This window comes from Kosakonia cowanii JCM 10956 = DSM 18146 (assembly GCF_001975225.1).
Taxonomy (GTDB): Bacteria; Pseudomonadota; Gammaproteobacteria; order Enterobacterales; family Enterobacteriaceae; genus Kosakonia; species Kosakonia cowanii.
Window position 1 is genome coordinate 3,849,023 of sequence record NZ_CP019445.1, and the last position, 13,011, is coordinate 3,862,033.

Consider the following 13,011-nt stretch of genomic DNA (forward strand, 5'->3'; position numbering starts at 1 on the left):
GCGTTAATGCGTTACCGTTTTGCGCGCAGTGCAGCCTGATGCCCCGCCAGCGAACCGAAGACGATAATATCTGCCACCGCGTTGCCACCGATGCGGTTGCCGCCGTGCAGGCCGCCTACCACTTCACCCGCCGCAAAAGCACCCGGAATAACCTGCTGCTCGCTGTTAAGCACCTGAGTGTCGGTGTTGATGGTTACACCGCCCATGGTGTGATGCACGCCTGGCGCTATCTGAATAGCGTGGAACGGACCTTCGTTAATCGGTGCGCGCAGTGCGGTGGTGCGCCCAAAATCATCGTCATGCTGTTTTTCAACAAAGCCATTGTAGCGCTCCAGCGTGGCGAGGAAGGCATGATAATCCATACCCAGCTTATCCGCGAGTTCGCGTGGTGAACTCGCGCTGGTGACAAAACCGCGGGCAATATACTCATCCGCCGCTTTGTTTTTCGCACGAACGTGCTCATCAAAGACGATGTAAGCATAGTGCTCCGGCAGCGCGATGATGGCCGCAGAGACTTTATCGCGGGTCGACATCTCGTTAAAGAAGCGGTTGCCCTGTTGATTGACCAGAATTGCCCCGCCGCCGCGAATCGACTCTGAAATCAAATAAGAGGTATTTTGCTCAACCGTCGGGTGAATCTGGATTTCGCCCATATCCACGGTGGCGGCGCCAAGGCGTTCCAGCAGCGAAATCCCGCTACCGGTCGCGCCCTTATGGTTGGTGGTGACGAAGCCGTCCAGATCGGGGCGATATTTCACGACCATCGCGCTGTTGGCGCTGAAGCCACCGGTGGCGACAATCACGCTCTTCGCGTCAACGCTCAAGGTCTCCTGCTCTTCGGTCAGCAGGCGTACACCGCGCACTTCGCCGGCGTCAAAGAGGATCTCTTCGACGGAGGTGTCCAGCATGACGTCGATATTGCGTTTGGTAACGTTGCGCAGCAGGCCGCTGATCAGATAGCCACCTACCGCCGATCCATCGCGTGGGCGGTGCGTACGGTCAATGCTCATGCCGCCGGTGGTGGTAATGTCGTTAAGCATAATGCCGCGACGTGCCAGCCACTCAATCGCTTCCGGCGCATGTTCAACAAAGCGGCGCAGCAGCGCAGGATCGTTCTTCTCGCCGCCCCCTTTCAAAGTTTCAGCGTAGAACAGCGCTTTACTGTCCTGAATGCCTTTTACGCGCTGGAAGCGGGTTTCTGCCGCGTTCATCCCTGCCGATGCTTTGATGGTGTTGCCGCCGATAGTCGGCATTTTTTCGACGATCAGGACGCTGGCACCTTCGTCGTGCGCCTGAATTGCCGCAGCCAGACCAGCACCGCCGCTGCCGATAACAACCACATCGTAATTTTTCGGCGCGCTGATATCACCACCCTCCTCTGCGATCCGCGCTTTACTCGATTTCACCATCGCTTTCGACACCGCTTTTTTAACCGCTTCGCTCTGGCTGGTTGCGCCGGAGATAGCGTCTACGTGCGGAGAGTTGGCATCGATGATACGGCTGCGGATCTCTTCAAAGCTGCTGGTAAACTCGACATCGTCCAGCGGGCCTTCCGCCAGCGTAATATCCGCAATACAGTCCGTTTCAAGACTGACGTTGAACACCAGCGTAGTGCTGTCATCCTGCACGGTTTCAGCAAAGACGCCCGGTTTGAACTTCGCCGCGCCCATGCTCATATCGCGGATCATCGCTTCCACCAGCGAGAAACGCCATAGCGGCTCGGGGATGTTCAGCGCTTCACGCTGGGTGCTGTCCATAAAGAGCTCAAGGGTTTCACCGTTGGCAATGCGTGAAGCCCAGTCCGGGTAGGCGATGCAGGCTCGGCCCACCGCCATCAGATCGTAACCGTGATCCAGCCCCTCTTCCGCATCCGCCGCGTTGACGATCCCGCCAACGCCCATGACCGGGATCTGCGCCAGCGTTTCTGAGCGCAACGCGCAATATTTTTCGATCAGCGGTGTCGGATCGGTCGTGTCATTAATGGAGGAGCGCAGCGCAGCACCCACGGAGAAGTGCAGATAGTCGAGACCGCGAGCAGCCAGCTTCTCCAGCAGGAACATTGTGTCATCAAAACGGATGCCGGGGACTTCCAGCTCTTCCGGAGAGAAGCGATAGCCAATGATAAACGCATCATCAGCGTACTGGCGCGCCATCTTGTGAGCGATATCCAGCACGGCCAGCGGGAACCTGGCCCGGTTTTCGCGGCTGCCGCCCCACTCGTCGTCGCGCTGGTTGGAGTTAGGAGAGAAGAATTGCTGAATGAGATAAGTGTTAGCGCCGTGAATCTCAACGCCGTCGAAGCCTGCGTGGATGGCGCGACGTACGGCTTCGCCAAATTTGGCAATCATGTTTTCCACTTCCGCAGCGCTCATCGCTACTGGGGTCGCGGCGCCCTCACGCGGTGCGGCAATCGCGCTCGGCGCAATAGGTGTATGTCCACCGATCAGTTTCGGCTCCACCATGCGCCCGCCGTGGTAAATCTGCAGAATGGCTTTTGAACCTTTCTCCTTAATGGCGGCGGCAATCTTCGCCAGGCCGGCGATTTTTTCATCGCTATCAATCCCAATCGCCCCCGGAAAAGCGAGGCCGAGATCGTCGACAAAGCAACACTCAACAATAATGGTGCCAATAGCCCCTGAACGTGCGCGGTAATACTCCACTAACTCGCTAGTGACGGTACCGTCAAAATAGCCCGTGCAGGTGGTCATTGGCGCCATTAACAAACGGTTTTTTAGTTCTACGCCGTTTGGCAATGTAAACGGGCTGAGAATACGTTCGTTGCTGGTCATAATAAGCTCCACATCTAAAATTGATAAATCTTGAATTCGGTGACGGATCTATTTTCGTTCTGGTTATTAATCCTGGTGTCGTGTAATTAATATACCGCGAATTTTATTTACCAAATTAATTACGTTAGTTATAAAACTATTTAACCACTGCAATAACAGACCTACCTCCACTGTATTATCATTTTTAAATATTGCGTTCACATTTTTATAATTACCGGTAACATAATCATTACCTTACGAGATCTTGCATGACGAGTAAACATCACTAAAAAGACATTATTATCAATCACTTAACAAACAATCATAGCGTGACAACCTTGATTTTAAATACAAATATTTAACATTCCTTAGCTTTTCTGGAAATTAACCACATCATTCATAGTGGGTATTCCAGATATTAAAAAAAACACCTATCTTTTCGTTTTATTGATCTTAATCAAGAGAAATCCCATCACCAGGGGCAATATAGAAATAGACTTATTTTGTTATTTATTGCCAACCAATTTTGCGATAAATAAAGATCAGCGGAATAAGAGAAGATGATTTTAATAACTAAAATATCTTTCGAAACTAAATAAACCACACTCTACTCCGCGATCGCTCTGAATTCTTAACTACTTGTAGATGCTCACTATGAAAGAGAAAACTCCAACCCCAGCTTCTGCTACTGCAGAGCGCGCAAAGGCCGGTAATAAAAACCGCCTGGTGATGATGGCGTTACCCATTATCGTGGCCATACTGTTACTTTTCGTTCCGGTGCCAGAAGGCTTACCGCCTTACGCATGGCACTATTTTGCTATCTTCGTTGGCGTCATTGTCGGCCTGATCTTCGAGCCGCTGCCGGGTGCCGTGATCGGCATGACTGGCGTGGTGGTAATCGCGCTCTGCGGTCAGTGGCTGCTTTTCAGCCCGGAACAGCTGGCGGATCCGAAATTTAAGCTGGCCGGTCAATCCTTTAAATGGGCGGTGAGCGGTTTCGGCAACTCCACTGTCTGGCTTATCTTCGGGGCATTTATGTTTGCCGCCGGTTACGATAAGACCCAGTTTGGCCGCCGCCTGGCGCTGATCCTCGTTAAATACCTGGGTCGCCGCAGCCTGACGCTCGGCTATGCCATCACCTTCGCCGATCTGCTGCTGGCACCGTTTACGCCTTCTAATACCGCGCGCAGCGGCGGGACCATTTATCCGATTATTGCCAACCTGCCGCCGCTGTATGGTTCAAAACCGAACGATCAGAGTGCGCGCCGCATTGGTTCTTACCTGATGTGGGTGGCCATCACCGCCGCCTGTATCACCAGTTCCATGTTCCTTTCTGCCCTTGCGCCTAACCTGCTGGCGCTGGTGAAAAGCATCGTCGGGATCAATATCTCCTGGGGCACCTGGTTCATCGCCTTCCTGCCGCTGGGTCTGCTGCTGATTCTGACTATGCCGCTGCTGGCGTACTGGTTCTACCCGCCTGAAGTGAAAGTGAATGATGAAGTCCCGCTGTGGGCGAGCCGCGAGCTGGAGAAGCTGGGCAGAATGTCCCGTAATGAAATTCTGCTGCTGGTCTTTGTCTGCTGTGCGCTGCTGATGTGGATTTTTGCCGCCGACTTTATTGAACCGGCACTCGCCGCCCTGCTGGTTGTGGTACTGATGCTGTGGACCGGTGTTCTGAGCTGGAACGATATCACCAGCAATAAACCGGCCTGGAACACCTTTGTCTGGTTCGCCACGCTGGTCGCGCTGGCTGATGGCCTCTCATCCACCGGCTTTATTGCCTGGCTGGGCAAAGAGGGTGGCCTGCTGATGAGCGGCATCTCTCCGGGCATGGCAACCATCGCTCTGCTGCTGGCGTTCTATCTGCTGCACTATCTCTTCGCCAGCACCACGGCACACACCACGGCGCTGCTGCCGGCGATGTTAACCATCGCAGCGACCATTCCTGGCATCAATATGGAAGTCGTTGTGCTGGTGCTCTGCACCTCGCTGGGTGTCATGGGTATCATCACCCCATACGGCACTGGCCCAAGCCCGATTTACTACGGTAGCGGATACCTGCCGACTAAAGATTACTGGCGTCTGGGTACCATCTTCGGTGCCATCTTCCTCGCTGCCCTGCTGTTGATTGGCTATCCGTGGATTACCATGATGTTCTGATTCATAACCGTCGGGCTTTCCCGGCGGTTTTATTTTTGTGGAGTAATGAGCTATGTCGAATAAACCGTTTGTTTATCAGGATCCGTTCCCGCTGGCAAAAGATGAAACGGAATACTATCTGCTGAGCCGCGAACATGTCTCTGTCGCAGAGTTTGAAGGTGAGCAGGTACTGAAAGTCGAGCCGCAGGCGTTAACGCTGCTGGCACAGCAGGCTTTCCACGACGCCGCGTTTATGCTGCGCCCCTCCCATCAGAAACAGGTTGCTGCCATTCTGACCGACCCGCAGGCAAGCGAGAACGACAGGTATGTCGCCCTGCAGTTCCTGCGTAACTCCGAAATCGCGGCCAAAGGCGTACTGCCGACCTGCCAGGATACCGGTACGGCAATCATCATGGGTAAAAAAGGCCAGCGTGTCTGGACCGGCGGCGGCGATGAAGCCGCGCTGGCGCGTGGGGTATATAACACCTACACCGAGGATAACCTGCGCTATTCGCAGAATGCGCCGCTGGATATGTACAAAGAGGTGAATACCGGTACCAATCTGCCCGCGCAGATCGATCTCTATAGCATCGATGGCGACGAGTATAAATTCTTGTGCATCGCCAAAGGCGGCGGTTCGGCTAATAAGACCTATCTCTATCAGGAGACCAAGGCGCTGATCACCCCGGCAAAGCTGAAAAACTATCTGGTGGAGAAGATGCGTACGCTGGGCACTGCGGCCTGCCCGCCCTACCATATCGCCTTTGTCATTGGCGGAACCTCCGCTGAATCAACGCTGAAAACCGTGAAGCTGGCATCGACCCGCTACTACGATAGCCTGCCGACCGAAGGTAACGAGCACGGCCAGGCATTCCGTGATGTTCAACTGGAACAGGAGTTGATGCAGGAAGCGCAAAACCTTGGACTTGGCGCGCAGTTTGGCGGGAAGTACTTTGCGCATGATATCCGCGTGATCCGCCTGCCGCGCCACGGTGCTTCCTGCCCGATCGGTATGGGCGTCTCCTGCTCCGCCGACCGTAATATCAAAGCGAAAATTAACCGCGACGGGATCTGGATTGAGAAAATGGAGTCAAATCCGGCGCAGTATATCCCGGAAGCGCTGCGCCAGCAGGGTGAAGGCGATGTGGCGAAAATCGATCTCAACCAGCCAATGAAAGCGATTCTCGCCCAGCTTTCTGCCTTCCCGGTATCGACCCGCGTTTCGCTCAACGGCACGATTATTGTGGCGCGCGATATTGCCCACGCGAAGCTGAAAGAGCTGATTGATAATGGCGAAGAGCTGCCGCAGTACGTAAAAGATCACCCGATCTACTACGCAGGCCCGGCAAAAACGCCAGAAGGTTATGCTTCTGGTTCGCTTGGGCCAACTACCGCAGGGCGTATGGATTCCTACGTAGACCTGCTGCAATCGCATGGCGCGAGCATGATCATGCTGGCAAAAGGCAACCGCAGCCAGCAGGTCACCGATGCCTGTGCCAAACACGGCGGTTTCTATCTGGGAAGTATTGGCGGCCCGGCTGCCGTACTGGCGCAGCAGAGCATTAAGAGCCTGGAGTGCGTTGCGTACCCGGAACTGGGCATGGAGGCGATCTGGAAGATAGAGGTGGAGAACTTCCCGGCGTTTATTCTGGTGGATGATAAAGGAAATGACTTCTTCCAGCAGATCCAGAACAAGCAGTGCGCGGGCTGTAAGCAGCAATAACGAAAAAGCCCCCGGCAGGGAAACCTGGCGGGGGCTTTTATCGCGGAGGGCAGTTACTGCCGATCGTCAACGTAATTGATGTTGATGGAGTTCACTTTGCCTTTAACGATCTCGAATGAGATTCGCTTGTTATCGCGCTGGTAGCCAATCCATTCAGCCCCATCGCTACTCTCTTTTTCACCAGGCCCATAAAGCTCTGTGACGTTGTCTTCGCTGCTACCTGGAGCAATACCGCGCGCGGTATGCGATGTCGCTCCTCGCAGGATTATCTGCGCAACGATATAGCTATCAAAATCTCGGCTCTGGCTGTCCCACCAAAGGTTTGCGCTATAGAGATCAAAATCATTAAATACGTGACGATAAAATTTGTAGTTACCGTCGCCAAAAGGGACTTCACCGACAAAGCTGTCGTCGCTGCTCTTACCCAGCGACGCCTGGAGTTTATCGCTCCATGGCTGACCCAGTGAAACGGGCTGCTGATTCAGCGTTACCGTAAAATCAGGCTCTTCAAGGCCCTGCTGCGCCCCGGCCAAAGTGGCGAAACTCAGCAGCAGCGCTGCAAGGGATAAATGTCCGGTCATTATTTTGTTCCGTTGAGTCATTAGTTCAGCCATTTGGCTGGCTGATTAACCAGCACCTTTGTGCCCTGCATAACCACTAAGCCCGGCGGCTGATAATCGACGCGATAGATTATGTTGCCATTATGGAATTCAGCGCCGGTAACGTTGTTTGCACTGTCCTGCAACGTTTTCCCCTTCAGGCTAATCGTGGTGTTATCGCTGTTGCGCACGCCGTTATAGAGCACGTCCTCGCACGGCTTCAAGAATGCGCCGCAATTATTGCGGACAAAGAGGGTAAACTTTGCGGTTTGTAATAAACGGGTCGTCGCACCCGCCGGGACGTCCTCTTTGCTCAGGTCAAAGTGTTCAGGCGCATAATATTCACCATTCACCGGCGTTCGTGTCATAGTCCAGCGAAGCGCACTTCCCTCGAGCTTTAATGTCGCCTGACCATTCACGGCACCAAAGTTTGAATCGAAACTGATGGTCGCAACGTTATTCTTCACCGAGCCCAGAACGTTAGGTTTATCATCATCAGCGCAATCAATGCGATTCCCCCCCTGCGTGATGTAACAGTAAGTCCCTGTGACCTTGCTGCCCATCTGCGTTAACTTCAGGCTTAGCGTTGAGGCGTTGTTATCCTTCCCCTGCCAGGTGCCGGAGAAACTTGCAGTCTGAGGCGCCATATCCGGGAGCGTTTTTCCCTCGAGCTGGCTTGCCCACTGTTGAATATCCTTGTCGATGCCGTCATTGAGATGATTAGTCCGGTAGTTCACAACACTATCGTCAGGCAAAACCCATGCTGCCGACAAACGGCCATCAGGATAGATAACGAACGCCGAGGCGTTCTCCTGAGCAAGATGCTGCAACCAGCCAGAAACAAACAGGCCACCCTCCGCAGTATGGTGCGGCTCGCCATATACATCGAAATTAGAAATGAAAGTGTCATACTCATTCCCCAGCAGCTTTTTAAGCTGTGCAACGACGGCTTTGTCGGCAGTAATGCCTTCCACCGTGTCTAACTTATCGTACTGGTTAAGCTGGATCGCGGCTGATGCAGCATGAGGGAGTGTAAATAACAGGCAGGTTAATAAAGCAGCGTAATAGGGCACGTTGCCAAAGGCGCGACGGTGATATGACATACTCTTTCCCTGACAACCTAAGTTGATTCTTATGATGTTTTAATTGCACGCATCAAAATACATCACAGGTGGTGAATGAATCTATAAAAAGCGATTGAATGTCGACGGTTAAGTGTTACAAAGCGCACTGGAGTTATACGTCATCGGCAAAATTTCGCACCGTCATGCTCTTAAGACAAGCCGGTTTGGCATAAGGAAAGGCGAAAGCTGTCGCATTACCGTTTTTATCTAAAGGGGTGATCCAGGCAAAAGTTTCATTAACCGAGTGCCCGTGTGGTGCGCTAAATAGTTTTAGCTGCGGATAAATCTTTCTAACGTCTGACAATAAAATACACCCATCACTCACGTCATAGTGAATGATAAAAACCTTCGGTGGACGCTTATGATCCAATCTTACAGAGAGATTAGACAAGGTAATCCCGCCATTAAGCCTGAAAGGTTTGGCTGTGAGCCATGATCCATCGGCAGGATTTAAACGAACAAGTGGGTGCCCCACAATCGGCTCAACGGTATTCACATCCTGACCGATGCTCTCTTTGAGCTGGTCTGCAAAGTCACTCAACGCTTTTAGTTTGATGAGATTTTCATCTGCATAAAGAGGAGTCGAAATAAAAATGGTGGTGAGAAGAAGTAAGGAGCGAATAAACAATGTGGTTTTCACTTCGGAATATGCGAAAGTTTTTAACTTTATATCAATCATAAAATTCATTTACAAACAGCCCTTGGGAAATCATCTGTGTATTTCTGCAGAAAATTTTGACGAATGTTAAAAGTTCTTGATGGCAACTATTAAGCATTCACCTCTAAGCCAAGATTTTCCTTTAAGCATTCCGGGCAGACACTACAGAGATGATGAGAGATTTTATTTATAGTAATTCTATCATTCATCTTTTTGTTTGCCTTATCCCTGTCATAGAAAACAATGCCATCAACTTGATTTAAGCCTTGACTCACCAGCAATCCCCGATCAATAAAAATACACTCCTTCTTCATCCCCTCATCCGGCTTAATTATTACCACCTTGACTATGTCCGGCAGTTTCCTGCTTTGTTTCAAGGCCTCATTTATAGCCAATGAAACTGTCACATTTCGGGCAACGTTGTGAACAGGACATAATGAAAACATTTTTAAGCCTTATTTTAAAAGCCTCAGAATATACTTCATTTATGCCCCAGGTTCATTTGGATCATCTATCCCACCGTGCCTTAAAACATCACAAACATGGGTTACAAAGCTTTGTGTTTTAAGATCATAAAGAGGGCCATTCTTATCTAATACCTTCCTTAAGTATTTAACAGCTTCATCAGCCTTAGGTAATTCCACTTCAGCGCTTTTAGCTGCCGGAGGTAATCTGTCAAAACCACGAGTTGTAAACCTGTAGGGATGATTCCCCGGCTGACAATGTTCGAAAGGCCACTATCATTATCGCGAAGCACAGTCATGCTAGTATCTTGCCAATTGGCAGGAAAAAGAGAGAAGGAACCTTCCTGTAGCAGGCATTCCATAATTCATCCTGAATAAAATAGGTACTAGAATCTAATTATCATAATGTCTGAAGCCGAGGCTTTTAAGACATGAAGGCGTAGATTGAGAAAATCCAAAAATTATGCGATTCCCCTTATCATCCTTTGGAGTAAGCCAGTTGAATTTCTCATTTGTTGCACTGCTTCTTGGCACACTTGATAAGGTAATTTGAGGGTAAATCGATTCAACCTGCGAAACCAAAATACAGGGTTGGTCAATATCAAAATTTATGATGTTAATACTGTGAGGGTAATTTACATGCAACCGAACAATAAAATTATTAATCTGAATACCGTCATCAAGCTTAAATGGTGGTATTGTCAATCGAATGTCATTATCTGGATCAACACGAGAAAGCGGCTGACCTGTTATTTTTTCAACAACGTTTGCGTTCATACCGATACTATTTCTAAGCTCTGAGGCAAGTGACCATAAAGATTCTGTATTCATATTTTTTTCTTCTGCACATAAACACGCTGAAAAAGACAGGGAAGTACTAATAAGTAAAAGTCTCGCCAGGTTACGGTTTCGACTTTTTAGCATCATACATCTTGCCATAATGTTCCTCATAAACCTCGTCTGTAAGCGAACTGGAAGCAACTTCTCCGCGTCTATATATTTCACCGATTGCTTTGCTTGCTGCGTTACGTGTAATCTTACCGCCATCCATATCTTTAAATATTTTAATATACTTAATCTCGTTTTGTGATCCAGAGACTGAGCCTATATCTACTCCCATATTGTGATAAATTTCTCGCCTAACCTCAATTTCATTCAACGTGGCATAACCTTCATCATTGAGCATGCTATTCACAAAATTGGTTCGAGATGTTAAATCTTGAGTATAAGGGCTAGTGGCGTGCCCCAATTCGTGGGCAAGGGTAATAACACCCTCATCGTCATTCGCCATATGTTCTGGATCCAGAACCATAAGTTTGTTATCAGTATCTGTCCAGGAGCCTGAACCTGGCACGTTTGGTGCTATATTCCACTCATCATCCAGCAATTTTTTCAAATCTTGTTGCATTTTAGGTGAGCTGTTTATTTTCTCTATCACACCATCGCTAAAAGGCATAAAGAGTTTCTTGCTTTTTTCATTACTGTAAACATAATCCCCTTTCAGCGGCGGCGGTGCTTTATATTTCGCGATCGGTTTTTGAGCTGGAGGAGACGCAGTAGCGGTTGCCGCTGGTGCGGCATGTTTTACCCCACTTTGCGGAGAGAAAAATCGCTCTACGGCTGTGTGAATATCGCCTTTATGACCCGACCCCGGTGCTGCGGTTGGCGCAGGTGTTCCATCAGTGTTGAGATGCAATTTACCGCCGGTGGTTATATGTCCATCCTCTTCAACAAAAAAGTTAAACGATTTACCGATCAGATTGATTTTGCCGTTAGCGTTCAGCTCAATCGCACTGTCACCGGAGACCAGCCGAAGCTGCGTACCAGAGGCGATAATAAATTGCTCAACCGCAGCATCAAGTTTGCCTTTTCCGGTGAGGTTTTCTGTTTGCCCTTTTACGACATGGATCTGGTTGGCTTCAACGCGATGAAGCTCGTTTTTGCGCACATAATGACTGTGATTACTGCCAATGGAATGTGAAGCATCGTTTTTAACATGTACATCCAGATTACGCTCGGCCTGAATCCACACCTGCTCCTCCCCCGCCTTATCTTCAAAGCGCAGGGCGTTGGCGTTATCTACCGAGCCATCTTTTGAGCGGCTAAGGAAACCCATCTGTGTTGCGGCAGCGGGCAGTGACCATGGCGGCATGCTCGCTTCGTTGTAGACGCGCCCTGTCACAATCGGACGGTCCGGGTCGCCGTTGATGAAGTCAATCACCACCTCATCCCCCACGCGCGGAATTTGTACCCCGCCGAAGCCCTGGCCTGCCCACGCGCTCGACACGCGCACCCAGCAGGAGCTGGTGTCATCCCCTTTCGCCTGCCGGTCCCAGTGGAACTTCACCTTTATCCGGCCATATTTATCCGTCCAGATACTCTCGCCCTGCGGGCCGACCACCTTCGCCGTCTGCGGGCCGTGGGTTTTCGGCCACGCCGTCACCGGCGCCGGGCGGAACACCACGGACGAGGGAATGACGGTGAAGTCGGTGCGGTGCACCGTCTCGCCGTCCGACCCGCTGGCGTAGCGGTTCTCCTCGAGGAAGTAGTTTGCCTCGGTGGTCAGGTACTCGCCGTTATCGCTGAAGAACGGCGCGTTGTAGAGCGCAAAGGTGTGGCCCGGCGCGATACCCGTCGCTGTGGCGGTGGCCTGAATCTGCTGGTGCTCCACCTGCCAGCGCTCCTGGCGGATGCGGGCGTAGTATTCGCCGTGACCGTGCTCGACAAAGCGTCCAGGCCAGTCGTAGACGTCAATGCTTCCCGGTTGTGGAGAGGCAGGGTTCTGCCGGGCCTGGAACAGCCACGCGTTCGGTTTGCGGAAGTCGTAGTCATCGAGGCTGTAGATACCCGGCGTCACGCTGTCCTCCAGCGCCCACTGGCTGATGCCCTCTTCGCTGGTGCTGCCGCCGGACGGCGTCGGGTGGTAGGGAATGGTTTCGTACCCGCTGAAGGGCTGATGTTCGGTGGCGGCGTCCGTCAGCACCATCACGTGCCGGTCGGCTTCGTGACTGAAGTGGTAGGCAATGCCCTCAAGCTCCATCAGGCGGCTGATGAAGTCAAAACTGCTCTCCTGGTACTGTACGCAGTAGCCCCAGCTCCGGTAGCTTCCCGTCAGGCGGTCCTCAAGGTTCACCTGGTATTCACCAAGCAGGGTCTTCACGATTTGCGGCACCGTCTGCTCCTGGAAGATACACAGGTTGCGGTCGCGCTTCATCGGCCACACGTCCGGCTCCACCGTCAGGCGGTAGACCGCATACCGTGTCCCGGACATCTCCGTGGCGCTCACGGCCACGCGGGTGATTTTGCCGTTGAAGTGGCGCATGCCTCCGGCAATCCCCTGCGTCGGCACATTCACCGTCACCGGCTGGCCGAGCAGCTGGCTGCGGTCGATACGCGCGTCGGTGCCCAGCACCGTCAGGGAGAAGGCAAACGCTTCAGACAGCGCCTCGCGACCGGTGAGTTTCCAGAAAAGCAGGCCGTCTACCGGCAGCTTGACCGTAATTCTGTTCAACATAGTGATTAATCCCTCAAAAGCG

The 13,011-nt window shown here is 51.6% G+C and carries 9 protein-coding genes and 1 pseudogene; 2 read left to right on the forward strand and 8 right to left on the reverse strand.

Annotated features, from left to right (window positions below):
* Positions 1–11 precede the first annotated feature (11 nt).
* Positions 12–2,789 (reverse strand): flavocytochrome c, encoded by a 2,778-nt coding sequence (locus BWI95_RS18205; protein ID WP_076769985.1) that lies wholly within the window; start codon positions 2,787–2,789, stop codon positions 12–14.
* Between the two features lie 633 nt (positions 2,790–3,422).
* On the opposite strand from BWI95_RS18205, the gene BWI95_RS18210 reads away from it, so the two are divergent.
* Both BWI95_RS18210 and fumA read left to right on the forward strand, forming a co-directional pair.
* Entirely contained in the window at positions 3,423–4,928 is a 1,506-nt protein-coding gene (locus BWI95_RS18210; protein ID WP_054804198.1) for an anion permease, read from the forward strand.
* Between the two features lie 52 nt (positions 4,929–4,980).
* Complete coding sequence (fumA, locus tag BWI95_RS18215; RefSeq protein WP_076769986.1) at positions 4,981–6,630, forward strand: class I fumarate hydratase FumA; 1,650 nt, start codon at positions 4,981–4,983, stop codon at positions 6,628–6,630.
* A 53-nt stretch (positions 6,631–6,683) separates the two neighbouring features.
* On the opposite strand, the gene BWI95_RS18220 is transcribed toward fumA, so the two are convergent.
* From BWI95_RS18220 to BWI95_RS18245, 7 genes and pseudogenes are all read right to left on the reverse strand, one after another.
* Entirely contained in the window at positions 6,684–7,211 is a 528-nt protein-coding gene (locus BWI95_RS18220) for a hypothetical protein (protein WP_054804199.1), read from the reverse strand.
* A gap of 20 nt (positions 7,212–7,231) precedes the next feature.
* Positions 7,232–8,332, reverse strand: a complete 1,101-nt coding sequence (locus tag BWI95_RS23130) for a hypothetical protein (RefSeq protein ID WP_054804200.1) — start codon at positions 8,330–8,332, stop codon at positions 7,232–7,234.
* A gap of 133 nt (positions 8,333–8,465) precedes the next feature.
* Positions 8,466–9,032 (reverse strand): hypothetical protein, encoded by a 567-nt coding sequence (locus tag BWI95_RS18230; protein WP_232374390.1) that lies wholly within the window; start codon positions 9,030–9,032, stop codon positions 8,466–8,468.
* Between the two features lie 89 nt (positions 9,033–9,121).
* Positions 9,122–9,457 (reverse strand): hypothetical protein, encoded by a 336-nt coding sequence (locus tag BWI95_RS18235; RefSeq protein ID WP_054804201.1) that lies wholly within the window; start codon positions 9,455–9,457, stop codon positions 9,122–9,124.
* Positions 9,458–9,705: 248 nt separating this feature from the next.
* Positions 9,706–9,837 (reverse strand): annotated as a pseudogene (locus BWI95_RS24145) (DcrB-related protein); the annotation flags it as partial.
* Between the two features lie 31 nt (positions 9,838–9,868).
* Positions 9,869–10,306: a hypothetical protein gene (locus BWI95_RS23390; protein ID WP_167552473.1), complete on the reverse strand. Its 438-nt coding sequence runs from the start codon at positions 10,304–10,306 to the stop codon at positions 9,869–9,871.
* A gap of 70 nt (positions 10,307–10,376) precedes the next feature.
* Positions 10,377–12,989 carry a type VI secretion system Vgr family protein gene (locus tag BWI95_RS18245; protein WP_076769988.1) on the reverse strand — a complete coding sequence of 871 codons (2,613 nt, stop codon included), beginning with the start codon at positions 12,987–12,989 and terminating at the stop codon, positions 10,377–10,379.
* Positions 12,990–13,011 lie beyond the last annotated feature (22 nt).